This window comes from Cumulibacter soli (assembly GCF_004382795.1).
Taxonomy (GTDB): domain Bacteria; phylum Actinomycetota; class Actinomycetes; order Mycobacteriales; family Antricoccaceae; genus Cumulibacter; species Cumulibacter soli.
Genome location: NZ_SMSG01000006.1, coordinates 334,379 through 359,190, shown reverse-complemented (window position 1 = coordinate 359,190; position 24,812 = coordinate 334,379). Strand labels below are relative to the sequence as shown.

The following is a 24,812-nucleotide window of genomic DNA, read 5'->3' as shown; positions in this document are numbered from 1 at the left end:
CTGGAATGAACGAGCCATTGGATCCCGATACTCTTGCTGTCCGTCTCGCGGAGGTCTACCGCGTGTTGGGGCCGCTGTACCGCAGAGTGTCGCGGCTGGTGACTAACGCACAGCCAATCATGGGTATGTCGATGGGAGTGCGGGCAGTGCTGGAGCACCTGATGCGTGACGGCGAAGTCAGCGTGCCGACGATTGCTGCCACGCAGGAGATCAGCCGGCAATTCGTGCAACGCATGGTGCACGATGCGCGCGCGTTGGGGTTTGTCGAACTAGTGGAGAACCCTCGTCATCGGCGCTCATCGCTGGTGCGGATCACTAGCGAGGGCCGACGTGCTATCGGCGAGGTCGTCGAACACGAGCGTGGCCTGCTTGGACAAGTGCCCGGTGATCTGAGTGACGCGGACCTAGCAACCACCTTGCGGGTGCTACAGAACATGCTCGATGGCGTCGCTATCGCCGAGCGCCTGCAGAACGGCACTGGTGACGCCGGACCCGCGCGCTGACGCCGCCGTGTATTAGGTACGCAGAGCTGTCAAGCCAAACTCGAGAAACTGAGCATGTGTAGAGCGGACCTAAATCACCCTCGAACCGGTTCTCATAGCGGGCCGTGGGGTGTTCTATCAAGGTATGTCAGGCGAGTTGCTGATACTTATTCTGGTGATCGTCACCGCAATAGGTTTCGATTTCACGAATGGTTTCCACGACACTGGAAACGCGATGGCGACCTCGATCGCGACCGGAGCGCTAGCGCCCAAGGTCGCTGTCACGATCTCCGCAATTCTCAATCTGGTCGGTGCGTTCCTGTCTGTGGAGGTCGCCGCGACGATCACCAGGGACGTGCTGAACATCCAAACGGATACCGGGGACCTGGTCACTGGTTTGGATGCGCAAGCCGCGATGATGATCATTTTCGCGGGCCTCGTCGGTGGCATCCTGTGGAATCTGGTGACGTGGCTGCTAGGACTGCCGAGCAGTTCCTCCCATGCGCTGTTCGGTGGCTTGATCGGTGCGGGGCTGGCCGGTATTGGCGCGGTCGGCGTCAACTGGGGCGGGATCCTCGCGAAGGTCGTCGTGCCCGCATTTCTGTCGCCGGTTATCGCCTGTGTGATTGCGGCGGTCGGCACCTACTTCGTCTATGCGCTCACCAGGCGGGTTGCGCAGGAGCGTCGGGAAGCGGGATTTCGCTGGGGACAGATAGGCACCGCGTCGTTGGTGTCCCTTGCGCACGGCACGGGCGATGCGCAGAAGACGATGGGCGTCATCGCACTCGCGATGATCGCGCACGGTTCGCTCACCACCGCCAGTATCGAACAGGATGGTCTGCCGGTGTGGATCATCTTCGTCTGCGGTGTCGCGATCGCCCTGGGAACCTACCTCGGCGGGTGGCGGATTATCCGCACCCTCGGCAAGGGCCTCGTCGAGATCGACTCGCCACAAGGGATGGCGGCCGAAGCGTCGTCCGCAGCGATCATCTTGACCTCCTCGACGATGGGAATGGCGCTGTCGACCACCCACGTCGCAACCGGGTCCATTCTCGGCTCCGGGGTCGGCAAACCTGGGGCAAAGGTGCGTTGGGGTGTGGCTGGACGGATGGCCTCGGCATGGCTGGTCACGATGCCCGCCGCCGGTATCGTCGGCGCGCTGTGCTTCTTCCTCGAGGACATCATCGGTGGGCTACCAGGGGCAGTCGTCGTTTTCGTCATCCTGGTCAGCGCATCGGTCTACATGTACCTACGAAGCCGTCGCCAGAAGGTGGACTCGTCCAACGTCAACGCCGCATGGGACGGCAAGGTCGTCCCTCAAGCCGCCGATGCGACAACAGACCAGGCTCGCGGGGTCCGCGTAGCGTCGAAGTAATACTCAGGGGGAATCACGATGGACATCAACGTCGCCGAAATGGGTATGTCGGCGCTTCGCGTGTTGGGGATCGGCCTTATCTTCGGTGCCGGCCTCCCGATGCTCTTCGCGCTCGGGATGCGGATGCATGCGATAGGGCGGGGTGACACCCAGACGGATGACGGTGCGCCTGCGACACCGAGGCCGAACCCCACCGCTACTGCGGTCGCCTACCTGCTGTATGTGCTGGTTGTCGCCGCGGTCGTGGTAGGCGTGCTGTTCGTGACGCGCCATACGCTCGGGCACTACTTCGGCATCTCGCTGTTCGGAGGCTGACATGGCTGAGGGCATTATTGGATCCGTCCTACGGTGGCTGCGGGCCGGGTACCCCGAGGGGGTCCCACAGAAGGACCGTTTCGCGCTACTCGCTCTGCTGCGACGCACCTTGTCCGAGGAGGACTACGTCACGATCACTGAGCAGTTGGCATCGGAGCCGCCGCCGATCGTTCTCGAGGACATTCGGCACGTGATCGAGCAGGTGACGTCCGAACCGCCGGCTGAGGAGGACGTGCGTCAGGTTGCCGCGCGGCTTGCCGCCTCCGGGTGGCCGCTGGATGGGGGCGTGCGGCGGTTAGCCGCTGAGGCTGCACAGGGAACTGCGATCAACGAGGGGGTTACTGAAGACGCTGCCCACGACGGCTCTGCGGCGGTCGACAGTGCGGTTACTGAAGACGCTACCCGCGACGGCTCGGTGGCGGTCGACAGCGTGGTTACTGAGGATGCTGCGCTTGACTCGGGGGCAGAGGAGTATGCCGGCGCCGACGGGGCGGCGCAGACCGACCAGGTGATCGAGGATCAGCCCCACATCGTGGAACGCATCCTGGCCTGGTTGCGCGTCGGGTATCCACAGGGGGTCCCGACTACCGACTATGTACCGGTGTTGGCGTTGTTACGACGACGCATTACCGACGATGAAGTAGCTGAGGTGGCACACGCGCTATTGGCTGAAGCCGGCGAGGGCGGCGAAGTGTCCAGCACCGACGCGCGGGTATTGATGAGCAAGGTGCTCAACGATGTACCCAGCGAAACCGACCTGGCGCGGGTAGAGGCGCATTTGGTCGACATGGGCGGCTCGCTCAGCTGATCCGGCCGCGGCAGCCACGCGGTGCGCGCGCCGCCGCGGTCCGTGATCAGTGCGCGGCCGCCGCGATCGCTGCAGCAGCAGTCATAATGTCGGCGTCCGTCGTCGCTCGACCGAGAGATAGCCGCAGTGCACCCAGCGCCACGTCCGCGCTCAGGCCCATCGCGATGAGTGCCTCGGACGGCGTGTGTACGCCGGCGTGACACGCGCTGCCGGTGGACGCCGCGACGTCCTGCACCGCTTCAAGGATCTCGGCGCCGATCCGATTCGGTACCGCAACCATGAGCGTGTTGGGCAATGAATCATCGCGCGGGCTGACGCGCACGAGGCTCGCGATCTGGTTTGCGAGTTGAGTCCATAGTCGCTCGCGCAACTCGGATTGCCGAGTGAGCTCGGAACCGAGCATGTCGGCGGCGAGTTCGGCGGCCGCACCGAGCCCGACAATGCTGGCGACGTTCTCGGTGCCCGGACGGATACCGTTCTCCTGCCCGGCGCCGCGCAGCACCGGAGCGAGTGCGGTGCCCCGTCGTATGTACAGCGCTCCGACGCCCTTCGGTGCATAGAGCTTATGGCCGGCGATGCTGAGCAGATCGACCCCGAGCGTGCCGACGTCCACCGGGACCTTGCCCACCGCCTGCGCCGCATCGGTGTGCATGACGCCGCCGGCGGTATGGACCGCGGCAGCCAGTTCGGCAATCGGCTGGATGGTGCCCACTTCGTTGTGGGCGAGGATCACTGTGCCGAGGCCGAGCGGTCGCGACGGGAGATCGTCCGCACTGATCCGCGCGTCGCCGTCCACAGGTACTGCGTGTGCCGCCCACCCGTGCTCGGCGCGGAGGTGGGCGACGGGTGCTTGCGTGGCCGGATGCTCGATTGCCGAGGTGAGTATGGACTTCGTCGCCGTTAGTGCCGCTGTACCGCGGATCGCGAGGTTGTTTGATTCAGTGCCGCCGGAGGTGAAGATGATCTCGTCGGGGTCAGCACCGATGAGCGCAGCGACTTGTTGGCGAGCGATATCCACGCCCCGCCTGGCGCGTACGCCCTGAGGCGTGGCGGAGGAGGGATTACCGAACCACTCGGTGAGATAGGGCCACATGGCATCGGCGACCTCGCGGGCGACCGGCGTGGTGGCGTTGTAATCGAGATAAACCAGTGGATCAGACAAGACCGGTCCTTTCGGGGCGCCGCGTACGCGACGCGGACATCTTGACGGTGTCGGGGCGCTACCGGCACGCGACGTCGAGATCGGCGCAAAGTCGATGAGGTGCGCTCACTAGTGCCGTGATGGCGCTGGATAACGGGTTGTGTGTCAGCTCAGCCCGTTCTCCTCCAACCAGTCCGAGGCGATGTCTTCAGGCGATTTCTCGTCCTGCGTGCTCTGCACGTTGATGTCGACGAGCCCCTCGGGCGTGAGTTTCGCGCTGACCGCGTTGATCGTGTCGGCGATGTCGTCGGCCACGTCGGCATCGACTACCGGAACGACATGCGAGGCCAGGAACAGCGACTCAGGGTCCTCGAGGACGACGAGGTTGTCGGTTTGGATGCGGGGGTCCGAGGTATATACGTTCGCCACGTTCACGGTTCCTGCCAGCAAATCCTCGACCGTGGTGTCGCCGGTTCCCGAGAACGACACGTCGATTCCATACGTGTCGCTCAGACCGTTAGGTCCATATGGTCGCTCAGCGAGTTCTGGCGGTCCGCCGAGCGTGAGTGGCTCGGAGACGTCCGCGAGGTCGGCGATCGAGGACAGGTCATACTCGTCCGCGAACTCTTGCGTAACGGTGTACGAGTCCTGGTCGGTCGCGGAGGCTTGATCGAGCAGGGTGAGTCCGTCGGGCAGCGCGTCCTGCAGCGCCGCGTACACGTCGTCGGTCGATCGCGCGGTCGTGCCTTCGTCAAAGAATTGCAGCAAGTTCCCGGTGTACTCCGGAAACAGCGTGATCGCGCCGCTTTCCACGTCAGGCATGTAAGCGTCACGCTGTCCGATGTTGAACTGGCGTTCGACGTCCTGCCCGTCATTCTCCAGCGCCTGCGCGTAGATCTCCGCGATGATCTCGTTCGAGTAGTACGCCTGCGAGCCGATCACGATAGCGTCGCCGGAGTTGGTGTCGCCGGAGTCCGAATCGTCGAGCGGATCGCTGGAGGAGCAGGCAGCGAGGGCGAGAAGTGTGACTGCGCCCAGGGTGACGCCCAGGCGGCGAGTGCGTGCGATGAACATGAGGTCCTCTCGATTGCGGATATCAGGTGGAGGCCGCGGTGCGGCGACGGTCAGTGTGTGTCAGTTCCCGCATGCCACGGGGAACGGCGGCGCGTTGTGCCACGCCGAACAGCAAGTCGAGGATGAGCGCGAGCGCTGCGACGAGCAGCGAACCGCCCAGCACCATGTCGTATCGGCGCAGCGAAAGCCCCGTGATGATGGGTAAGCCGAGACCGCCGAGGTTGACGTATGCGGCGATAGTGACGGTCGCGACGACCTGCAGGACAGCTGAGCGTACTCCGCCGATCAATAACGGCAGCCCGAGCCGTACTTCCACGCGCCACAGAACTTGTCGTGGCGACATACCCACGGCGCGAGCGGCGTCGATGATGGAGCGGTCGATCGATTCGATGCCGGTGTAGGCGCCGGCGAGCAGCGACGGAATCGCCAGGATGACGAACGTGACGATCGCGGCTTCAGGCTTGTGCAGTACGCCGAAGACCAACACGAGCAGAATGAGCAAACCGAACGACGGCAGTGCGCGGGCCGCGCCGGACAACAACACGGCGAACTCGCGCCCACGCCCGGTGTGCCCGATGGCCCACCCGGCGGGGATCGCAATCACCGCGGCGATCAGGACGGCCAGAGCCGTGAGGTAGAGGTGTTCCAGCAGCAACAGGTGCAGTGCGTCGTCCCCGCGCCATTGTTCACCGGCGAAGATCCAACCGAAGGCGTCGGATATCAGACTCATGCGGTCACCGGCTTGGGCGAATTGCGCGGTTGCCGCGTCCACGGCATCACCAGGCGTCCCGCGAGGATAAGCAGTAGGTCGATGAGCAGCGCGATCACCGCCACCGCGACGATCCCAGTCAGTACCTCAGGGATGATCCGACGCTGTAAGCCGTTCGTGAACAGGTAACCGAGGTTGGTCACGCCGACGAGGATGCCGACTGTGGCTAATGAGATGGTGCTCACCGCAGTGACTCGTAGGCCCGCGAGAATGACCGGACCGGCAAGTGGAAGGTCGACGGCCCAGAATCGTCGTGATTCGCTGTAACCCAAGGCGACAGCGGACTGTCGGGTCGATGACTTCACCGAATCCAAGCCGTCGGCAACAGCTCGAACCATAATCGCGAGCGCGTACAAAGTGAGCGCGATAATTAAGTTGACCTCGCTCGTGGCGGGGAATCCGGCGACGATTGGCAGGATCAACAACAGCGCCAGCGACGGGATCGTGTACAGCAGGCCGGTCGCGGTGAGCAGTATCGTGCGTAGCCGCCGGTAGCGCCACGCCGCCCAGCCCAACGGAAGCGATAGCAATAGACCCGCCAGAATGGCGATGATGCTTTGCCGGAGGTGATCGATCGTCAGCGAGCCGATCAGGTCGAGATTGTCCAGCGTCCAATCCATGATCAGTCCTCGCCCTCGACAAGGACGCCCTGGGTGCGTCCTTCCGGGTCGACGAGGACCGGGCCGCGGGGTGTGTGCTTGACGCGCAGCGCGCGCTTACCGCGATCGGTTCCGATGAATGCTGCGACGAAGTCGTCGGCGGGATTCTCGATGATCTCGCTTGGCGAGCCGACCTGGCGTTTACGGCCACCAACGTCGAGAATCGCGACCTGGTCACCAAGCAGGAACGCCTCGTCGATGTCGTGGGTGACGAACAAAATGGTCTTCCCCAGATCCTGCTGAATCCGGATGAGTTCCTGCTGCAGTTCGCCTCGGACGATCGGGTCCACGGCGCCGAACGGCTCATCCATCAGCAGGATGTTGGGGTCGGCAGCGAGGCCGCGAGCCACGCCGACGCGCTGTTGCTGGCCACCAGATAGTTGGCTGGGGTAGCGGTCGGCGAGGCTCGGGTCGAGTCCGACGCGATCCATGAGTTCCAGCGCGCGGGTGCGAGCAGCGCGGCGGGTCTCTCCTATGAGGCGCAAGACAGTCGAGATGTTGTCGGCAACGCAGAAGTGCGGCATCAGGCCGGTGTTCTGCATGACGTAGCCGATCCGGCGACGTAATGCGACCGCCGGCTGCTGCGCGACATCCTCCGAGTCGATAAGTACGGAGCCGGACGTCGGATCGACCATGCGGTTGACCATCCGCAGCAGTGTGGTCTTCCCGCAGCCCGAGGACCCGACGAATACGGTGGTTTTGTGCGCCGGAAGGGTGAGATCGAAGTCCGAGACGGCGGGTGCGCCGTTACCGAATTGCTTGCTCACTGCCCGGAATTCGATCATGCGGCGACCAGCCCGGTTGTAGTGCTGGATGCGACCGATCCCGTTGGGCGGCGTCGTGCGGCCCCGCGGGCGTTGGTCGGCATGGCGTCCTCCATAGCGATCGGGCCGGTGCGTCGATGCTCGCCCAGCCTAGCGCGCCGCAGTGACATCAGCGTGCTGGCGACTCACTGCTGTCATACGCCGGCTCTCCCGTCGACCGCGACATCGTTCCTACGCGAGGCGGCTATACAACGCGGCGCCGCCTGCGGAACAGGCGTCTGCCGCTGGGACGGCGCTCCGCAGCGGCTTGCGCTAGCGCTTCGGTGGCTTTCCGGCGATTCTCCGCCAGTCGTGCCGCCCTGCGGCCCGCCCAGGATGAGACCGTTTCCTCCACGTCGCGTGGTTGTGTGATCATCGGTGGCCCCTCTGCCGGGTAGTACCGCGCGCGGATCACCAAATCATTGAACGCCTCGATCTCACGGCGTACGTCGGTCTTGCTGGAGAGTTTGTCCAGTACATCGTCGAGTTTCGCGTCTTCCTTCCGTACCAGGATCGACAGCGGCATCAGGGCGAGCCCTTCACGCTTCAGCAGGCTCTTGAACCACCAGTCGGGATCGTGCTGCTCGGGCAGGTTTAGCGGCTCGCCGCTGCCGGGAAGATTGTCAAACTCTCCGCGCTCGATTCCCCGGCGGATCTGCATATCGGCCATCACCGAGATCAGAAATTCGCTGTCGAATTCGAATGCGCAAGAGTTGTAGAAGACGGACGGGGGCTCGCGGCCGTTCATTGCAACTCCATCCGATCAGAGAATCAAGTCGTCTGTATTATGTCACGTGTATTGGAAAAGGGGAGTTGGGTATGCCGAAGCAGGTTGACCATCGCGAGCGACGCGAGGCGATCGCGCACGCGCTGTGGCGGGTCGTGGAGGCGCGGGGTGCGTCCAAGGTGACCATGCGCGAAGTGGCGCGGGAATCCGGGGTCTCGCTGGGGCAGTTGCAGCATTACTTTTCCTCGCGGGCGCAAATGCTGACGTTTGCGATGGAGTATGCCGCGGACCAGACGTCTCGGCGCGTGTCGCAATCTCTAGCCTCGCTCGATCAGCCGCCGCACCCCCGAGAGGTGCTGCGGATCGCCGTAATCGAACTGCTGCCACTGCAACCCGACTCGCGGGTTACCAGTCGGATGAACGCGGCTTATGTCCTCGAAGCGCTGCATGACCCGCAATTGCGAGAACAGGTCGGAGCCGGCTTGCGGGAGGGTCGCTCGATGGTCGAGCGCGTGATCCGCGAGGCAATGAGTCACGGATATATCGATTCGACTCGAGATCCGGTCGTCGAGACAGACCTCATCATGGGGCTCAGCGGCTTTGCCTCGCTGATCGAACTCAATGTCGTGCAGCCGCGCGCTGTCTTCGCCGCCATCGATCATCACCTAGACCAGTTGTTCGCCGTATCGACCTCACCGTGAAGTAGGACTGCGTGAACGCCATCATGGGCAGGACTGTTTCGGGACCACCAGTACGTTAGGTACGCATCTGCGGTTGAGCGATGTCTGTCGGAGGAGACAGCTGCTGAACGAATTGTCAAATTTGCTATCTAGGTATGGGATCCGGATAGTGGGTGCCTGACGGAAGGCGGATCGTGTGGGTACAGCGGGTCATCAGTCAGGCAAGGCCAAGCAGATCGCGCAGGAACAGCATGCGGTCGACGAAATGTATCTGCGGTTAGACGCGGACCTGGATCAAAAGTCCATCGCCAGGCAGCAGGCTTTGACCAGGCGCGTGACGGGTGCTGAAGAACTTCACATGCGCGATCTCGACGTCTCCCGGCTCGGGCACGCCATCAGCCAGCTCCGGGCAGCCGAGAGTTCGTTGTGCTTTGGACGTATAGATGGCATCAAGGACAACCAGCGATTGCATATCGGCCGAATCGGTATACGTACCGAGGAGGGCGAAATCCTGCTGGTTGATTGGCGCGCCGAGGCAGCGCGACCGTTCTACGCGGCCACGTTGGCCACGCCGGTCGGCGTACGTCGCCGACGCCACCTTCGCACCGACGGGCGTGTCGTCACCGATGTCAGCGACGAGATCCTGGATGGGAGCGAGCCTGGAGCCGACGACATCGTGGGCGACGGTCCGCTGGTAGCCGTGCTGAGTGGCGCGCGGACTGGCCGGATGCGCCAGGCCGCCGCGACTCTGCAGGCTGAGCAGGACGAGATCATCCGCTCAGCGCATCGCGGCGTGATGGTGGTCGATGGCGGCCCGGGAACCGGTAAGACCATCGTGGCGCTGCACCGCGCCGCATACGTGCTGTACGCATTCGAGGCAACAGCCCAACGAGGGGTCCTGGTCTTTGGACCCAATGAGCGATTCCTCACCTATATCTCGGATGTCCTGCCATCTCTTGGTGAGAACGACGTGCAGATGACCACGATGTCCGGACTCGCCGGCGTGCGGGTGACGCAGACTGAATCGCCGGCCATCGCGCGCTGGAAGGGGCAGCTTGAGCGCGCGGACGATCTGGCGAACTGGGTGCAGTCACGTCAGCCGCACGGCGTGCCGTTGACCCTGCGAACCACTCAGGACACGGTCACGCTCGATGCGAACGTCGTCGACGCGGCCAGGCAGACGGCGAAACAGGGAAGCGTCGGGCATAACCGCGCCCGAGAGCTATTCGCCGAGTATGTCGTCAGTGAACTCGTGAACGAGCTCGAACGTCGTACCGAGAACGAACTCGCTGAGTACGACGAAGAGATCGAGGCAATGCTCGGAATCGATCTCGATCGCGCGGTTGCCAAGGACATCGATCGAATCGGCCCCACGGACGGTACGGCAACTGGCGTGGACATTGACTGGGACCAGGTACGAGAGGATCTGCTCGAGGACCGAGGAATTGATCGCGCCATCGAACGCGTCTGGCCACGTTTGTCCGCCGAGGACGTCGTTCGTGAGTTCCTGGCCGACGTACCCCCGGAGAGTTCACCAGCCGCACCGACGCAGCCTGACGACAGTGCGGGCGGCGGATGGAGCGATGCGGATCTGGCACTGATCGACGAAGCTCGCGCATTGATCGATGGGCCGCCGACGGCGACGTACGGCCACGTCGTTGTCGATGAGGCGCAGCAACTCACACAGATGCAATGGCGCGCGCTGATGCGCCGATGCCCATCGCGGTCAATGACGGTGGTGGGCGATCTCGCGCAAGCGGGACCCGCGACGACCATCGGCAGCTGGTTCGATGCGCTGGGCCCCTTTGTGGCTGAGCGATTCGAGCACCACACGCTCACGATCAATTACCGCACCACGGCGGAGATTCTGGAATCAACCCGTCCACTGCTCGCTCAGATCGCCCCTGAGCAACAGGTCTCGCGCTCACTTCGCCACGGTGAACCTCCGCGTGCAGTCACGACGACGACGCCAACCGCGGCGATTCGCGATCTGATCGGCGAGTTGATGGGGCAATACCCCGATGAGCTGATCGGCGTCATCGCGGCGGACGACGCTGCACCCGAACTGGCTGATGCCGTGCGTGAGCCGAGTGCGGTCCTGGTTGCGGCCTCCGAAGCTCGGGGCCTTGAGTTCGACACAGCAATCATCATCGACCCGGCCGGGATTCAGAGTGCGAATGAGGCTGGCCTGCGGGATCTCTACGTCGCTCAGACGCGCGCCACCAAGCGCCTGATCACGCTGAATACCTGATCACACTGAATATTCGGCCGTGGACGGCGATGTCCAGGCGGTGATGATGTTTGTGACATCTGGGGCCAGCGGTGTATCGATACCGAGATAGGAACCGTGGAGGCAAGACATGGCGCAGGGTAGATCAATGATCGGAGCTTTCGTCGGGGGCAGTGTGCGCGAACTCGCTGCCACATCTGGCCAGCGCGGCGACCTCACATGAACACCTCACCCCATTACGGCCCTGACCGGCGGGACTTCGACTACGTCGACTTATCGAACCGTCCCACTTGCGCTGCCGGAAAATTCTCAGTGTGCGTGTCGATCCGGAGACTTCTTGTTCGACGTATTCGGTGAGAGGGTCGATACACGACCCGGGAACAGGGAGACGGAACCATGAAATACATGTTGATCATGCGTGATACTGACGAGGCCATCGCCGCTTCGAAAGAGCAGCCGTTCGAGGAGATCCTCGAAGCGATGGGAAAGTACAACGAATCACTGATGAAGGCCGGAGTGATGCTCGGCGGCGAGGGATTGTCCGAGCCGACCGAGGGCGTCGTCGTGGACTTTTCGGCGGAGCCGCCGCTCGTCACTGATGGGCCGTACGGCGAGACGAAAGAACTGTTCAACGGCTTCTGGATCATCGAGACGGCATCTCGGGAAGAAGCGATCGAATGGGCCAAGCGGTGCCCGCTCGGTCCGGGTTCGAAACTCGAGGTTCGTCGCGTACATGGGGACGAGGATTTCCCGGCCGCCAATGAATGGGTGGAGAAGGAGAAGGGCTGGCGCAAGGAGCAGGAGCAGCGCGCTCAGCAGTGAGATGGCGGATTCATCAGCGAATGCGGGGGAGCGCTCGGCAGATCAGGTCGAGCGCACCCTCGCTGCTGTGTGGCGGATGGAGTCGGCCAGGATCGTCGCCACGCTCACGCGCATGCTCGGTGACTTCCCGACCGCCGAGGATCTCGCGCAAGAGGCGCTCGTGGCAGCGCTGCGCAGCTGGCCGAAGGTCGGCGTGCCACGCAATCCGGCCGCCTGGTTGACTTCTGTCGCCAAGCGCCGGGCCATCGACGGCTGGCGACGTCAAGAGCGACTCGGCGTCCGGATGGCGGCGATCGCCGACGACCTCGACCAGCAGGTCGATGACGGGGACCCCTGGGATCCCGATGACATCGACGATGACGTTTTGCGATTGATCTTCATCGCCTGTCATCCGGTGCTCGCCCGGGAGGCGCAGGTGGCGCTGACGTTGCGGGTGATCGCTGGACTGTCCACCGAGCAGATCGCGCGCGCTTTCATGGTTCCCGTCGCCACAGTGCAGCAACGGATCGTCCGTGCGAAGAGAACGCTGGCGGCGGCGAAAGTCCCGTTCGAGCCTCCGCCGCGCGAAGAGCAGCCGCAACGGCTGGGTGCCGTGCTCGGTGTGCTTTACCTGATCTTCAACGAGGGCCACGCCGCTAGCACTGGCCCGGATTGGATGCGTCCGGAGCTTAGCTTGGAGGCGATCCGGTTAGCCCGCGTCCTTGCGGCGCTGATGCCGTCCGAACGCGATGCTCTGAGCCTTCTCGCGCTGATGGAACTCACGGCGGCGCGGTTTCCAGCGCGAGTCGATGCCAACGGCGATCCGGTACTGCTCGCCGATCAGGACCGTCGGCGATGGGATCGTGGGCGCATCACCGCAGGCCGCAGAGCGCTGGCCCGCGCGGATGCGTTGCGTGCAGGACGGAGTCCGTACGGTCTGCAGGCCGCGATCGCCGAATGTCACGCTGTCGCGGCGTCCGTGGACGACACGGATTGGCACCGGATCGTGCTGCTGTACGAAGCTCTCGGCAGCGTAGCGCCGTCACCCGTCGTTGAACTGAACTACGCCGCTGCGCTCGCGATGGCGAGTGGTCCTGCGGCCGCTCTGCACAAGATCGATCTGCTCGCGGCGTCGGGGGCGTTGGCCGGCTACCACCTGCTTCCCGCGACACGGGGCGAGTTGCTGTTACGTCTCGGACGACGCGACGAAGCGCGGCGGGAGTTCGCGGTCGCAGCGTCCCTGGCGAGTAACGAGCGGGAACGATCGCTGCTGGAGGCGAAAGCCGCCGGACACCGGGGATAAGGCGAGCACGCCACCATCACATCCAAGCCTGTGATCAGCGTGAGCGGATGCTCCGCTATACGGACCAGTACTTCGCAGGTTTCGCGGGTCGTGAACAGAAACGAGACACGGATTGCAACCGATCAGCCAGTTGAAATCCGTGTCTCGTGCTATTGGGGTGAGTAACGGGACTCGAACCCGCTCTAGACGTCGCTCTGGCGCGGTTTGGGCCTTACGTAGCGCGGTTTGGGGCCAACTCGCGCGGTCCTCGGCGGGGCACTTGATGCGCTCGATGTTGACGTGGTCAACAGTCGATGGTTCACGCCGAGAAGTGGCTGGGGTGCGCGGCGTTTCCATCGCACGCTCATTGCGTGGCCGGTGAGGCCGCGCTCAGCGAGACCCGTAATTGTGCGGGTCTCGCAGAACTTCACTGTTCAAGGTTTATCTCGAACATATAGGTTGCGCGTCAGGCCATACCTCAGAAGGAAAACTCCATGAAGAGAATCGCAACACTGCTTCTCGCTGGCCTCGTACTCGCGGGCTGCAGCAGCGAGTCCGATAGGGCGCTGCCCGAAGCGACCTACTCGGATGAGGCCGACAACGTCGGAGATGACAACGTCGGAGATGACAAGGGAGACTGGCCGTCAGAATGGGCGACCACGCCCAGCGACGACGTCGGCGAGACAGAACCCGCTGCTCCCGCCGAACCGGAATACAACGCCCGCGGACACATTGAGACGAACGTCGGCGACGAGGGGATCGTGTTCGCGACCGACGCACCCACTGAACCTCCGTACCCGCTCACCTTCACCGTGACGGCGATCGAGCCGAACTACCAATGCACGGGCGAATGGTCAGAGCCGAGCGAGAACGGCCAGTTCCTCGCGGTCAGCATGACGCTCGTGACCGGCCCAGACCTGCAGGACATCTCCTTTGGCGACTCACTGGACTTCAGTGGGAGCGACTTCCAGATCATCGGGACAGACGGCGTCGTGGAGAACAACATCGACACCCTCGCGGCGTACTCCTGCCTGTCAGACTCCGAGTCGTTCCCGACGAGCGGCGTGGGTCCGAGCCTGACGGCGAACGTCAAATTCGTACTCGACACCAAGGCCGCGTCGGGGTATCTCGTCTTCGAACCGCTCGGTCTCCAACACGGCTGGGAGTACGCGTTCTAATGGCCGCCACTCAGACGCGCGCGCTCGGAAGCGCCCACGCCGATACCTGTCGCGCTGGTAGTGATAGCGACCCTATTCCTCGCGCTGCCGGGTCTAATCTTGGCGATCTTCGGTTGCTACCAGGCCCAGCGGGCCGGCCGCGACGGGGACCCCTGGCTCCAGGCGTGGATCATCACGATGATCGTGCTGGTCCTCCTGGCATTCGGGCGCAGCACTCATCCTGCTAAACATCGCCGTAGGGCGCTTGTAGCCCACTATTCCTGTCGCCCCTCGGTGTCATTCTGTCCTCATGATGGTGACCGAGCAGCCCCCGCCGACGTGCCACTGCGGCAATGACTGGGCCCAGCCCTACTCGGCTTTTAGTGGGGTGGCTGCCGTGCTCGTGCGCGGGCGGTGAGGGGCATCGGACGTACCTCTGCGAGCGGTGCGGAACGCTGTGGACTCGGCCGCCGCATACGGACCAGCGGAAAGAGGCGGCGTACCGGCCTCGGTGAAACGCAAAATCGGCCCCGCACCCTCGATGTGAGGATGCGGGGCCGATTGGCGCGTGGGTGGGGCTAGATCAGGTCGCGGTCCAGCATGTAGCGGGCTATCCACCCGACGTATCCGGCGATCACGGGCAACGCTGCTATCGCCTGCTCCGGGGTCGGGGTTGATGCCGCGAACTGCTCGCAGGCCTCGGCGGCATCGATCACGGCTTGCCGCTGCGCCGCACGATCCGCGGACGTCCGCACGACGGTTACTTCCTCGGAGCCGACCTCGACGCGCTCACCGTCGCGAATCGCGGTCATAACAGCGGTACCGGTTGTTTCCGGCCACGCCTCAGTGAGGGTCGCCGGGAACTCGACGATGGCGCCGCCGGCCACGGATCGGCACGGAATGTCGATGGTTGCTAGGTCGCTCGTCACGAGCACTTGCGGATCCTGTAGCGGCCCGATCGGGTGCAGAATTGATTGGTCTACGCCTGCATCGATAGTGATCACTCGGCTCCCGTCTGCCCCTCGCCGGGGTCGGTAGGTATCTCTGGCTCAGTGGGCGGTGCGGGTAGGTCCGCGCATAGTGCGGTGGCGCTCCCGTCGGCCGCGACGGTCAGGCCCTGCATGTACTGGCCGTCGCCGCACGAGTATGTGCCTGGTGTGATGCCGGGGTCGCCCTTCGCGCCGGTCTCACCGGTAGGTCCAGCCGGGCCGGTGGGGCCAGTCGGCCCGCTCGCGCCGGTAGGTCCTGGTGGGCCGACAACCGAGCCCAGGTCGTAGGGCACGCCGTCGATCGTGATGACGAGATTGCCGTCCACCAGGGCAGCCGTCACAGACGGTGAGTGCCCATCTGCGCCGTCAGATCCGCTTTGGCCAGGACTCCCATCGTCACCGTCGATCCCGTCATCCGGTGGTGGGCCGGCGTACGGCTCGCCTGGATCTCCAGGTTCCCCCGGATCTCCCTTCTCGCCCTTCGGGCCGGTCTTCGGCGACTCAGCTTCGAGCGCGGCGACCTGCTCCGCCAGCAGGCTCAGCGTGGATTGCAGCGCCGGGTCGGTCGTCTCCACCGCATCAATCGCGGCAGCGAGATCAGACGCCGTCACGCTTTTACCGTAAGCGGCTTGCTGTTCGAGGATCGCCTCTAGTTGCTTGCCGCGCTCGGCCGATGCTGCGTCACGGTCGTCAAATGCTTCGCTGATCGCTGCGGCTTGCTTCTCGGCTGCGTCGTCCTGCGCTGAGTCGCTCACGTACAACACGACCACTGCCGAGCCGATCGCCAGTATGGCCACGATCAGCGCGACCCAGGCGAACCGCTCAGACAACCGCTTGCGGTGCTCATCCTCGCCCGCCCGCAGCTCCGCGACGACAATTTCCTCATTGCTCATGTGGCCCCCAGCATGATGCGTAAATCTCGGTTCTCGGAGCGCAGCGACTCGATGATCTCGTCCTTCTCTCGCACGTCCTGCCGAGCAGCGACCAACTGCGCCTCGACAGACGCGAGCCGAGTCGACGCCTCGAGGTACTGCTGCGTCGTGATGCGGTGCGCGGTCCGCTCGGCTTCGAGCAATTCCCGTAGCCGCTGCGTCTCCGCGAAGATCTCATCGAGCGCGCGCTCACCCGCGGTTTTCTCGTCCGCTCGCCGCTTCGGTTTGTAGACGAATTGCCAGTACCCGACAGTGAGCGCGACGAGCCCACCGATGACGGCGACGACGATTCCTTCCACACGGGTATCCCTCCTATGGGGGCCAGGAGGGCTACTCCGCAGAGTCGGCCGGGGTGTTACTGCCCGCTGTCGCGCCTACCGCGCCACTCAGGAAGCCATACACAGCCCACGTGACGATCAGCCACGTCGGCTGGTCAGTGTCGGCGGCGCCGTAAGCGACCTGGACCGCGCCCAGCAGGACGCCGATCACGGCGAAGACCGCGTAGACGACCTTGCGTTGGCTGGCGGGAATCACGTTGGTGAGAGTGCTCATTCGTTGGCCTCCATGGCCTCTAATGCCGCCCCGATAATCAGGAGCAGCGCGGACGCGGACAGGACGCAGACCCCAGCGAGGACCGCGAGCGGGACGGTCATGACTTGAGCCGTTTCGCGAGTTCGTCCGCGACCTGCGCCGCGATGTCGTCAGGGATGGATTCAGCGATGGCCTTCGCGTCGATGACATGCGGATCGCGCCCGACGAGGGTCGCCACGCCCTTGCTGATGCTCAGCGTCGAGGTGCGCATCTTGCCGATGACCTCGCGCAGACCCTCGGCGCCCGAGCCGCCGTTCACGTTGAACGCGAGTTTGTCGAGTTTCGCGAGCCGTTCGTGGATGTCGGCGAGTTGCTTAGCCTGCCCTGGTGTCATGTCGTCCTCCTGGATTGCTCCGCCAGCGAGGATCGCGGCGGCCTGTCTGCGTAGCGTCGGCGCATACGTGCCGACGTCGATCTTTTGATTGGTCCACTCGCTGTGCCCGCACGCGTGCGTGAGCGGACTCGTCTTGGTCAGGTAGTGGTACGCGGCGACGACCTTCGGGTACGCGGCGCGCTGCGCGTCCGTGAAATCGGTACCGTCGCGGTTGCCGATCGTGCCCTCGCACTCGGTACCGAACACCGAGTCGTTCCCCGACATGCCGTTGTATCCGCCCGGCCCGGCGTGATTCGCCATGCCCGCAGCGACCACAATCGCGACCCCGGCGCGGTCCAGGAACACATTGCAGAGCGGCCCGTCGAGGTCGGGTCTGCCGTAGATGCAGATGCCGAGCGACGGACGCGGCCCGCCGGGGCTCGCAGTCCAGTGCGACACACTCCCGCGAGGATTCAGCCCTGACCAGCCGCGCGTGCCCCACCCGTCCACGACCTCGACCGTGAGCCCGAACCGCATCAAGGCGTTGGGTAGACCTAACTGATACGGCATCAGGACACCCGCCCGTCTGGATCGGTGAGGCCCTTCGCTACCGGGTCCTTGTCGGGGTCGTAGGGCTCAATCGCGGCGCCGATCGGCGTATCGGCGTAGTCGGCCATGCGGCCGTCACGCTCCACATCCCAACCCTGCCGGGTATCCATGTCAGCGCCCCATCGCCGTGTACATGAACGGCACGCTGAAGCGCGCCGAACTCGTGCCCGCCGTGTACGAGCGGACCGTGAAACCGGACGCCGTAATCGCCGTCACGCTGAAAACCGTGTTTCCGTCCGCGTAGCGGTTCTGGATCTGCACGCCATCGCAGACCGCCGGGAACGGCGTGTCGAACTCGATCGTCCGCACGCCCGTACCGCCCGTCGTCAGCGTCGTATCCGCGCCGCCGTAGCGGAACTGCGGCAGGCCCGTGAGCGCGGTCTCTGTCGCATCCCGAAGGCCTGTCATGTGCAGGCTGGGATTGAACGCTTCGTTGATGTCGGGCGCTGGAAGATTGAAATTGGTGCTGTAATCAATAGCCACCGTTAGCCTCCGGTTCTCCATTGGATATCTAGCTGCCCGCTGCGGGGGTCGCTCTGTAGGCCAGCGAAAACGACATAGGGCGCACCGGCGATCGCGATACCGCCGCCCATCGCTGCGGTTGCTAGAGCCGTTGCGATCGGGTACCACGCGCCGCCCATTGACACCGTCACGTCGCGGACGGGGCCGACGCGGGACACATCCCCGCCAGGTAGGCGATCGGACCCGTGCGAATACAGGTGCGCGGTCTGCGCAGCGAACACGCCGCCCTGCACGCGGGGCAGGAATATCTTGGCGCCGATGATCGTGCCGCCCTTGACGGCTTGCCTGATCTCACCGCCGTAGCACCACGCGCCATAGTTGATGTCCTCGCTCGACCAGCGGTGCTGTCGCACGCGAGACCGGTCCCATGTGCCGTAGTGCCACGAGCCCGCCTGTACCGCGCGGAACTTTCGCCGGTAGTAAGTGATCGGCGTGGGCTCCGGCGCGGGCGGGGTGGGCGGAGGTGGTGGCTCCGGCGGTGGGGACGGTGGTGCGTCCACTCGCCCCAATGACGAGTTCCAGTCGGGCGACAGTTTGTCGCCCACGGCCACACTGCCCGTGTACGGCAGTTGCCACGTCCGCCCATTCCCTGATGCCGCAAGATATCCAGGCTTCCCGGATACGGACGTTGCGGTCACAGTAACCTGTACCGGCAGCGCGTGCTCGGGTAGCCACCGCTGGCACACTGACCAGCCATCCATCGACATGACCTGCACTCGGTCGCCCACCAGTGCGGCGTACGCCGGTGGCGCTACAGGCTGCCCGTCAACCTCGAACGGCACCAGAGATGTGACGACACCGGACCACATCCGAGCGCCAGGCCGAATGCCCGCAATATCCTTGCCGATACTCATTGCAGCCTCCGGGAATCCTCGAGAGGAAGCCACACGTCGAGCTTCATCGTCGAATCACCCGAGCCACCGGATCGCTCAACCCGCTTCACCGACCCGACGAGGACGTCGCCGCCGACGCGGATCAGCACGTCATCGAGCGACTCGACACCCTGATGCGGTGGCACCTCGATGCGGGCCACGGACTGGCGACGGCGCACGACCGTCTCGAATGTTGTCCGCGCTGCTGCATTGCATTGAGCGACGGTCGTCATCAGTGGGGATGAGTGAAAGTAGGGCTTCTTCAGTCCGCTGCGGTACGCCGTGGGTCCGTGGGGCTCGTAGTACGCGCCGCGCACTTCCTCCTGCGTGCTGGGATCTCTCCCGATCACGATCACGGCGTTGTAGAACTCGTCCGCCGTGAGTTCTTCATCGAGCGCGAGCAGTGACCAGTCCGGCAGGTCCCACGTTCCCGTTCCTGCAGAGCGGGGTTTTAGGATCAGTTGGCCCTCGCGGTCGAACACCGCTCTGGCTTCGATCCGCTTCGCGAGCGTATCGATCGCCTCGACCCGATCGTCAGAGTCCAGGACGATCTTCGGGATACTCGCGTCCGCCACCTGGTGCACGCCGACCGGCACGAGCTCATCGCATAGCGCCGCGATAGCCGAGTGGACGGTTCCCTGGACGGTGGTGATGGTCTGCTCGAATCGGGCGGCCTCTAGAACGCTCATCCGGTCGATGCCGGTGCAGCGGACCGTCACGCCCAGGTTCACCCACTGGTCGGTGTCCCGGTAGTACTCGTCGTACCGCTTACCGGACGCGGTGTCGATGCGGAACCAGCCCTCGGACTGCAGCCGCTCGCCCAACTCGGGGCCGAGGTCGACGCCCGACGATAGGTTGATCTCCGCCCCGTAGGGGCCGAGGATCGCGTCCAAACTGCGTGGCAACAAACGCTCATCCTGGCTGGCTACCGTCACTTCGCAGGTGCGAGCGGACTCGGTAGCGTCCTCCGATGTCCGCCACGACACGACCTCGAGACGGCTCTCGATGTGCTCCGGCAGCGGGAAAGTCAGATCGCCGTCACGCCAAGCAGTCGCCTGTACGGCATGCGTAACCGAGCCCCCAACGGATTCGGCGAGGACGTCATCAATATCGATCACGGCCGGGGGTCACGCACCCAATCCAGGTACGTGGCGCCCGGTCGCAGCGCCATCACGTCGCCGTAGGTCATGCCGGCGTAGTCGGCGTTCACCGACCCGTAGGTGAACACCGGCACCGCGATACTGGCCGCGGGTGGCCGCACAACCTCACACCCGCCGGCCCACGTCCGCAGCCGCTTCTCCGAGTCGCGGTCCATGTCATCGGCTCGCACTGTCACGTCAGACAGCGACACGTACATCGCGGCCGGGGTCCCGATCGGGTCACGCGTTCGGACGAGCACCACCCGCGAGGTGGTAAGGATCTTCTCCACGGCCGTGATCGCATCGACGCCGAGCGCGTGCCACACCAGCGAAATGTCCTGCATCCGAGACAGCGGAGCGCCGAACCCGAACGGGAGACCCGCGCCGATCGACGCCTCAACCGCTTCAGCGCCCGAGTACCGAAACGCTTGCAGCGCCCCCGGCGCCCAATAGACCTCGATCGCGGACGCCGGCGCTAACGGCAGCTGCAGCCAACCCCGCTCGTAATCCTGCGCGTGCGGGTCGGGGATCAGCGTGGATTCTGCGACCGCCTCGACCAGGGCACCGTCGACCGTCGCTTCGGCGCGGTACTCCACATCGACGCCGAATGGCGCGGCATAGTCCGAGCCGATGAACGCGGATTGCGCCCGAGCCCGCATGTTCTGCACGACCATCTCCGAGCCGCCGAACAGGCGGTACACAGTGACCAGTGCCCCCGAGGGAGCGTTCTGAATCTCGATCTCGACGCGAGGGCACGGGTCCTTGTCGTAGAGCGGGTTCAGCGAGATATCCATCAGGGAGACACCCCAAACTTCACGAGTCGGCTCTGCGACGAGTCATAGGTGGTGACGGCGCGGTCTGTCCGGACATCCATGTGGCCCAGCAGTGACCCGTTCCGGTCGAGCAGCGTTACCTTGTCTGGGAATCCCGGCGACTCAAGCGATCCAGCGCCGACTGCCGAAACGTTCGCGGCGTTCATTGCGGCCGTGGCCGCGTGGCCCACGCGCGCCGCCTTCTGCTCGATACCGACCGCAAGGCCTTCGCCCCACCATCCGCCGATCTCCATCGCGACCCGCGACGGCGACGACACCCTGGCAGCGAGACGAGCCGCGCGAGCCGCAATCTCAGCGAGACGCGCCGCCGCACCCTCAACCTGCCCACTGCGGGAGTTAATGCCGTCCGCGAGGCCCTGACCGAACATCCCACCGACATACGACCCCTGGCCGTGCATGCCGGCCCACTGAGCGACCGCTCCCTGAGCCTGAGCCCGCGACGCCGCCTGCGGCTTACTGTTGTTGAACAGGTTGTAGAACCCGTTCACCGAAGAACCAGCACTAGATGCGAACGAGAACCACGCGCCCTTACTCCGGTTGGCCGAGTTCTGACCAGCGTCACCCGCGCGGCGGAACGCGTTCGTCAGACCGCTGCTCGTCGACGTCGCACCCTGCCGGATATAGGCATAGGCGCCCTGCCACTTCTGCTTCGCGCCGGTCGTGGTCTGCGAGACGCCCGACCCGATACCGGTGCCAGCCTTCTTCCACGCGCCCTCAGTGCTCGATGCCGCACCTTTGATCGCCGGGACGATGCCCTGCCACGACAGGTTCGACTTCTTCGCGGCATCCTCGTTGCTGCTGGACATGCCAGCGGCAGCGACGCGCCAGCCATCCTTGGACTTATCTGCCGCAGCGACAATCCCACCCGCCAGACCATCGACGTTCGTCTTAACCTCAGTCGAGGTCTTCTTCTGGCTATCGGAGATGTCCTGGCTAGCCCGTCGCCACGGACCGGCGACCTTCTCCGCGCCCGAGATGATGCCTTCGACCATGACGCCGTGCTCGGACTCGACCGTGCCGAAGTTCTCGATAGCCGACTTCTGACGCCGGTCTAGGGATGCCTTCTCGGCTCGTTCGATCTCGGCAGGACCACGCGCGGCGAGTTCGCCGTACTTAGCCTGGTACTCCTCTTCGATCGCTAAGGCCGCGTCCGCGACCTCCTCGGTCGACTTGAGTTTCTTGTCGTCCCACTCTTTCGCGCTGTCGAAGTCGATCTTGTAGAGTTCTTCGATCGCAGCGTAGTAGTCCTTCCACGCGTCGACGTTCTCCTTGTCCGGCGTGGCCTTACCCTTGACCTCCTGGACGATGCCCTTACCTGGGGTCCACGAGAAATACTCTTCGTCCCATGCGACGTCGTCAGGGTTTACCGCGTTCTTGAAGGTGTTCCACAGGGATTTGCCGGCCTCTTTGTAGGTCGGGCCGAACGCCGCGACCGTCCCGGTGATACCGCCGATCGCCGCGCCGATGGGACCACCGATCGCCCACCCTGCAGCCACGCCGCCAGCGAACCCTTCGACCCACTGCGCAGCCGCTTCGGCCGCAGACTCCGGGACCCCCTTCGAGGCAGCATCGACAACAGCGGCGCCACCAGCAAGGGCGATCCACCCCTTGCCGATACCCTTGCCCTTGCCGCCCTTACCGCCGCCACCGATAGCCAACGCAGCGAGGAACGCACCAATAGCGGCCGGGAGCGGCCCGATCGCGTCTACGACATCCTCAAGGAACCCAGCCAGCCGCGACAACCAATCAGCGATCGTCGGCAGCACGTCCGCGATGCCCTCGAGCACCGCGCCACCAATAGAACCGGCAGCCTCCAAGACCTCGCCAATAGCGGGTGCGCTATCGGCCAGAGCCTGGAACAAGTCCTTAACCCCAGGGCCGAGGTTCTCAAATGCCGGGCCGAGCGACTGCGAGATGACGTCCAGGAACTCACCGAACGGCGGCGCGACATCCTCCAGAATCCGGGCGATCGTGTCCACGACCGGCTCGAGATTATTGAGAACCTTCTCGGCAAACGGCGCGAACGCCACCGCGATATCCGCAGCGCCTTCGGCGATATGCCCGACGACGCCGAACAGTGCGCCGGCAACCGGCGTGAGCGCATCCGTGACGCGCCGCACTTGAGTGAAGAACCCCGTCAGCGAGTCTTGACCCTCATCCGACTTCGCCCACGACGCGAACCGCTCCGTGACCGCGTCGAACCGGCCCAGCATGTCGCCACCGGCCTCGCGAGCCGCACGGAAGATGCTGGCCAGGCCAGAGCCGATGTTGCCGAGGATCGACCCGATGTCTTTGAACGCGTCGATGCCGTTACGAATCCAGCGGTCCAGGTCGCCGTTCTCGGAGATCCTGTCGACCCAGTCAGCGAAGTTCTCGCCAGCGTTCGTGAACGACTGACCAAGTTCCTCAAAGAACCGCGACCCTGCCGACGCGAGGCCGATAAGGCCCTCAGTAAACCCGCTGAAACCGCCGCTCGCGGCAGACAAGCCGCGACTCGTGTTGCCGAACAACGTCTCGATCGCCTGCGACACCTTCGCTGACCCGAGGGTCCGCATTAAATCGCGGACGACATCGTTCAGCCCGCCCGCAATATTCGCCATGCCGGTCTTCAGCGCCGGGAACAAGTCCCGCTGCCAGTCCCGCAGCTCGTCGCCGAGCCCCTGAAACAAGTTCTCCTGAACGACGGCCTTAATGTCAGCAAGGACGTCCTTGAGGCCGACCCCGGCCTTCACGAAATCTTGTGCCGCAGGAGTGAGTTTCGCGAGGGACTCGGCGTACTTCTCCGGATCACCGGAGTTCTTGAACGCCTCCGTTACGCCGCTCATGCCGACCGCCAGCGTCGCGGCAGCAGCCGCGCCACCAAGCAGCGCGCCAGGGATCAGCAGCGCCGCACCGGAAGCCTGCGCCAACGCCGCAGCCAGTGGGACAGCCTGCACGACCATCGCGCCCAGACCGGCTGCCGCAGTCGACGCCGCAACGCCGATACCGGCCACGCCGACAGTCGTGCCAGCGAACCGGAACGCCGAACCCGTGACCGACGTCAGCGACGACGACACGCGCCGCAGCGAGTTGCGGTCGATGTCGACCTCGACCGGCTGCTTCACCGGGTTAGCGGAAGCCTGAGCCTGCAGACGCGCTTGCGCGGCACGCAGCTGCGCCGAGGCGCGTGCCAACCCGCCGCGGTCCGCGTCCAGTTCGAACTTCAGTTTCTTCTGCGACGCCGCGAGTTTGTCGTACTCCTTCTGTAGGAGCGCGATGGACTTGTGGTCCTTCTCGTCTGTACGCGCCATCTCCCGCGACAGGACCAGCATGCGGTCCTTCGTGCGCTGGATCTGCCGCTCCACGTTCAGCACGCGGCGGCGAGAGTTCTCCTCCTCGCGCGAGGCGTCCTTGACGGCCTTCGTGTAGCCCTCGTCCACAGCCTCGGACAGCGCGCCCGCGACGGTCCGCTTCATCGCCGGAGCCTCAGCCCGCAGCGCGCGAGTGACACCGGTGGCTACCGAACGCACCCGGTCCCGGTCGACGTCTACGCCGACCGATGCCCGCATTCCAGCGAGTTCGGCCTGCACCTTCTGCCGAAACCCGGTGACGTCCGGGTCGATCTTCACCTGCAGGTCTTTGATCCTGGACAGTTCCGCGTGCACCTTCGCGCGGAACCCGTCCAGGTCGGGCGTGACCTTGACTTCGACACGATCGACCTCGGCCACCG

Annotated in this window: 26 protein-coding genes; 9 read left to right on the top strand and 17 right to left on the bottom strand. The window is 64.5% G+C overall.

The features are described 5' to 3' along the window. Positions 1 to 5: 5 nt before the first annotated feature. The 4 genes from E1H16_RS15120 to E1H16_RS18655 all read left to right on the top strand — a co-directional run bounded on the left by E1H16_RS15120 (position 6) and on the right by E1H16_RS18655 (position 2,980). The gene (locus E1H16_RS15120; protein ID WP_134324738.1) at positions 6 to 503 is read left to right on the top strand and encodes a MarR family winged helix-turn-helix transcriptional regulator; all 498 of its coding nucleotides are present in this window, start codon (positions 6 to 8) and stop codon (positions 501 to 503) included. A 124-nt stretch (positions 504 to 627) separates the two neighbouring features. Continuing rightward, positions 628 to 1,857 (top strand): inorganic phosphate transporter, encoded by a 1,230-nt coding sequence (locus E1H16_RS15115; protein WP_134324737.1) that lies wholly within the window; start codon positions 628 to 630, stop codon positions 1,855 to 1,857. An 18-nt stretch (positions 1,858 to 1,875) separates the two neighbouring features. Beyond that, positions 1,876 to 2,172 (top strand): hypothetical protein, encoded by a 297-nt coding sequence (locus E1H16_RS15110; RefSeq protein WP_208379075.1) that lies wholly within the window; start codon positions 1,876 to 1,878, stop codon positions 2,170 to 2,172. A gap of 1 nt (position 2,173) precedes the next feature. Then, a complete protein-coding gene (locus tag E1H16_RS18655; protein ID WP_208379074.1) occupies positions 2,174 to 2,980 on the top strand; it encodes a DUF3349 domain-containing protein in 807 nt (268 codons plus the stop codon). Positions 2,981 to 3,026: 46 nt separating this feature from the next. Here E1H16_RS18655 and E1H16_RS15095 read toward each other — a convergent pair whose 3' ends face one another. The 6 genes from E1H16_RS15095 to E1H16_RS15070 form a co-directional block, all read right to left on the bottom strand. Continuing rightward, positions 3,027 to 4,142, bottom strand: a complete 1,116-nt coding sequence (locus E1H16_RS15095) for a cysteine desulfurase family protein (RefSeq protein ID WP_134324736.1) — start codon at positions 4,140 to 4,142, stop codon at positions 3,027 to 3,029. Between the two features lie 144 nt (positions 4,143 to 4,286). After that, a complete protein-coding gene (locus E1H16_RS15090) occupies positions 4,287 to 5,195 on the bottom strand; it encodes an ABC transporter substrate-binding protein (RefSeq protein ID WP_134324735.1) in 909 nt (302 codons plus the stop codon). A 22-nt stretch (positions 5,196 to 5,217) separates the two neighbouring features. After that, a complete protein-coding gene (locus E1H16_RS15085; RefSeq protein WP_134324734.1) occupies positions 5,218 to 5,925 on the bottom strand; it encodes an ABC transporter permease in 708 nt (235 codons plus the stop codon). Beyond that, on the bottom strand, positions 5,922 to 6,584 hold the full coding sequence (locus E1H16_RS15080; RefSeq protein ID WP_134324733.1) for an ABC transporter permease: 663 nt from the start codon (positions 6,582 to 6,584) through the stop codon (positions 5,922 to 5,924). Before E1H16_RS15080 ends, E1H16_RS15085 begins: the two co-directional genes overlap by 4 nt. 2 nt (positions 6,585 to 6,586) lie before the next feature. Next, positions 6,587 to 7,390 carry an ABC transporter ATP-binding protein gene (locus E1H16_RS15075; RefSeq protein ID WP_243837869.1) on the bottom strand — a complete coding sequence of 268 codons (804 nt, stop codon included), beginning with the start codon at positions 7,388 to 7,390 and terminating at the stop codon, positions 6,587 to 6,589. A 241-nt stretch (positions 7,391 to 7,631) separates the two neighbouring features. Beyond that, the gene (locus E1H16_RS15070) at positions 7,632 to 8,174 is read right to left on the bottom strand and encodes a DnaJ family domain-containing protein (RefSeq protein ID WP_134324731.1); all 543 of its coding nucleotides are present in this window, start codon (positions 8,172 to 8,174) and stop codon (positions 7,632 to 7,634) included. A 71-nt stretch (positions 8,175 to 8,245) separates the two neighbouring features. On the opposite strand from E1H16_RS15070, the gene E1H16_RS15065 reads away from it, so the two are divergent. From E1H16_RS15065 to E1H16_RS15045, 5 genes are all read left to right on the top strand, one after another. Then, positions 8,246 to 8,854 (top strand): TetR/AcrR family transcriptional regulator, encoded by a 609-nt coding sequence (locus E1H16_RS15065; RefSeq protein ID WP_134324730.1) that lies wholly within the window; start codon positions 8,246 to 8,248, stop codon positions 8,852 to 8,854. Between the two features lie 175 nt (positions 8,855 to 9,029). After that, a complete protein-coding gene (locus tag E1H16_RS15060) occupies positions 9,030 to 11,084 on the top strand; it encodes a HelD family protein (protein WP_208379073.1) in 2,055 nt (684 codons plus the stop codon). 375 nt (positions 11,085 to 11,459) lie between these two features. Continuing rightward, entirely contained in the window at positions 11,460 to 11,885 is a 426-nt protein-coding gene (locus tag E1H16_RS15055; RefSeq protein WP_134324729.1) for a YciI family protein, read from the top strand. 1 nt (position 11,886) lies between these two features. Next, positions 11,887 to 13,167, top strand: a complete 1,281-nt coding sequence (locus E1H16_RS15050) for an RNA polymerase sigma factor (RefSeq protein WP_134324728.1) — start codon at positions 11,887 to 11,889, stop codon at positions 13,165 to 13,167. 473 nt (positions 13,168 to 13,640) lie between these two features. Next, on the top strand, positions 13,641 to 14,324 hold the full coding sequence (locus tag E1H16_RS15045; protein ID WP_134324727.1) for a hypothetical protein: 684 nt from the start codon (positions 13,641 to 13,643) through the stop codon (positions 14,322 to 14,324). 557 nt (positions 14,325 to 14,881) lie between these two features. Here E1H16_RS15045 and E1H16_RS15040 read toward each other — a convergent pair. The 11 genes from E1H16_RS15040 to E1H16_RS14995 form a co-directional block, all read right to left on the bottom strand. Then, complete coding sequence (locus tag E1H16_RS15040) at positions 14,882 to 15,307, bottom strand: hypothetical protein (protein WP_134324726.1); 426 nt, start codon at positions 15,305 to 15,307, stop codon at positions 14,882 to 14,884. Continuing rightward, the gene (locus E1H16_RS15035) at positions 15,304 to 16,185 is read right to left on the bottom strand and encodes a hypothetical protein (RefSeq protein ID WP_134324725.1); all 882 of its coding nucleotides are present in this window, start codon (positions 16,183 to 16,185) and stop codon (positions 15,304 to 15,306) included. Before E1H16_RS15035 ends, E1H16_RS15040 begins: the two co-directional genes overlap by 4 nt. Further along, positions 16,182 to 16,523 carry an SPFH domain-containing protein gene (locus E1H16_RS15030; RefSeq protein WP_134324724.1) on the bottom strand — a complete coding sequence of 114 codons (342 nt, stop codon included), beginning with the start codon at positions 16,521 to 16,523 and terminating at the stop codon, positions 16,182 to 16,184. Before E1H16_RS15030 ends, E1H16_RS15035 begins: the two co-directional genes overlap by 4 nt. Positions 16,524 to 16,554: 31 nt before the next feature. Further along, positions 16,555 to 16,776, bottom strand: a complete 222-nt coding sequence (locus E1H16_RS15025) for a hypothetical protein (protein WP_134324723.1) — start codon at positions 16,774 to 16,776, stop codon at positions 16,555 to 16,557. A 97-nt stretch (positions 16,777 to 16,873) separates the two neighbouring features. Then, positions 16,874 to 17,698, bottom strand: coding sequence for a peptidoglycan recognition protein family protein (locus E1H16_RS15020; protein WP_134324722.1), 825 nt, complete (start codon positions 17,696 to 17,698; stop codon positions 16,874 to 16,876). After that, positions 17,698 to 17,847: a hypothetical protein gene (locus E1H16_RS18470; protein WP_166741790.1), complete on the bottom strand. Its 150-nt coding sequence runs from the start codon at positions 17,845 to 17,847 to the stop codon at positions 17,698 to 17,700. Before E1H16_RS18470 ends, E1H16_RS15020 begins: the two co-directional genes overlap by 1 nt. Before the next feature lies 1 nt (position 17,848). Continuing rightward, complete coding sequence (locus E1H16_RS15015; protein WP_134324721.1) at positions 17,849 to 18,220, bottom strand: hypothetical protein; 372 nt, start codon at positions 18,218 to 18,220, stop codon at positions 17,849 to 17,851. 2 nt (positions 18,221 to 18,222) lie between these two features. After that, positions 18,223 to 19,113 (bottom strand): hypothetical protein, encoded by an 891-nt coding sequence (locus E1H16_RS15010; protein WP_134324720.1) that lies wholly within the window; start codon positions 19,111 to 19,113, stop codon positions 18,223 to 18,225. Then, the gene (locus E1H16_RS15005; RefSeq protein WP_134324719.1) at positions 19,110 to 20,249 is read right to left on the bottom strand and encodes a hypothetical protein; all 1,140 of its coding nucleotides are present in this window, start codon (positions 20,247 to 20,249) and stop codon (positions 19,110 to 19,112) included. Before E1H16_RS15005 ends, E1H16_RS15010 begins: the two co-directional genes overlap by 4 nt. Further along, positions 20,246 to 21,064, bottom strand: coding sequence for a hypothetical protein (locus E1H16_RS15000; RefSeq protein WP_134324718.1), 819 nt, complete (start codon positions 21,062 to 21,064; stop codon positions 20,246 to 20,248). The genes E1H16_RS15005 and E1H16_RS15000 overlap by 4 nt, the downstream gene beginning before the upstream one ends. Continuing rightward, on the bottom strand, positions 21,064 to 24,810 hold the full coding sequence (locus E1H16_RS14995) for an Mce/MlaD family protein (protein WP_134324717.1): 3,747 nt from the start codon (positions 24,808 to 24,810) through the stop codon (positions 21,064 to 21,066). The genes E1H16_RS15000 and E1H16_RS14995 overlap by 1 nt, the downstream gene beginning before the upstream one ends. Positions 24,811 to 24,812 lie beyond the last annotated feature (2 nt).

Excerpts from the sequence above, each read along its gene's own strand:
- E1H16_RS15085 (WP_134324734.1), bottom strand. The coding sequence starts at position 5,925 with ATGAGTCTGATATCCGACGCCTTCGGTTGGATCTTCGCCGGTGAACAA.
- E1H16_RS15020 (WP_134324722.1), bottom strand. The coding sequence starts at position 17,698 with ATGCCGTATCAGTTAGGTCTACCCAACGCCTTGATGCGGTTCGGGCTC.
- E1H16_RS15110 (WP_208379075.1), top strand. The coding sequence starts at position 1,876 with ATGGACATCAACGTCGCCGAAATGGGTATGTCGGCGCTTCGCGTGTTG.
- E1H16_RS15025 (WP_134324723.1), bottom strand. The coding sequence starts at position 16,776 with ATGAGCACTCTCACCAACGTGATTCCCGCCAGCCAACGCAAGGTCGTC.
- E1H16_RS15065 (WP_134324730.1), top strand. The coding sequence starts at position 8,246 with ATGCCGAAGCAGGTTGACCATCGCGAGCGACGCGAGGCGATCGCGCAC.
- E1H16_RS18470 (WP_166741790.1), bottom strand. The coding sequence starts at position 17,847 with ATGGATACCCGGCAGGGTTGGGATGTGGAGCGTGACGGCCGCATGGCC.
- E1H16_RS15045 (WP_134324727.1), top strand. The coding sequence starts at position 13,641 with ATGAAGAGAATCGCAACACTGCTTCTCGCTGGCCTCGTACTCGCGGGC.
- E1H16_RS15050 (WP_134324728.1), top strand. The coding sequence starts at position 11,887 with ATGGCGGATTCATCAGCGAATGCGGGGGAGCGCTCGGCAGATCAGGTC.
- E1H16_RS15035 (WP_134324725.1), bottom strand. The coding sequence starts at position 16,185 with ATGAGCAATGAGGAAATTGTCGTCGCGGAGCTGCGGGCGGGCGAGGAT.
- E1H16_RS18655 (WP_208379074.1), top strand. The coding sequence starts at position 2,174 with ATGGCTGAGGGCATTATTGGATCCGTCCTACGGTGGCTGCGGGCCGGG.
- E1H16_RS15080 (WP_134324733.1), bottom strand. The coding sequence starts at position 6,584 with ATGGATTGGACGCTGGACAATCTCGACCTGATCGGCTCGCTGACGATC.
- E1H16_RS15000 (WP_134324718.1), bottom strand. The coding sequence starts at position 21,064 with ATGGATATCTCGCTGAACCCGCTCTACGACAAGGACCCGTGCCCTCGC.
- E1H16_RS15055 (WP_134324729.1), top strand. The coding sequence starts at position 11,460 with ATGAAATACATGTTGATCATGCGTGATACTGACGAGGCCATCGCCGCT.
- E1H16_RS15070 (WP_134324731.1), bottom strand. The coding sequence starts at position 8,174 with ATGAACGGCCGCGAGCCCCCGTCCGTCTTCTACAACTCTTGCGCATTC.
- E1H16_RS15120 (WP_134324738.1), top strand. The coding sequence starts at position 6 with ATGAACGAGCCATTGGATCCCGATACTCTTGCTGTCCGTCTCGCGGAG.
- E1H16_RS15090 (WP_134324735.1), bottom strand. The coding sequence starts at position 5,195 with ATGTTCATCGCACGCACTCGCCGCCTGGGCGTCACCCTGGGCGCAGTC.
- E1H16_RS15115 (WP_134324737.1), top strand. The coding sequence starts at position 628 with ATGTCAGGCGAGTTGCTGATACTTATTCTGGTGATCGTCACCGCAATA.
- E1H16_RS15010 (WP_134324720.1), bottom strand. The coding sequence starts at position 19,113 with ATGAGTATCGGCAAGGATATTGCGGGCATTCGGCCTGGCGCTCGGATG.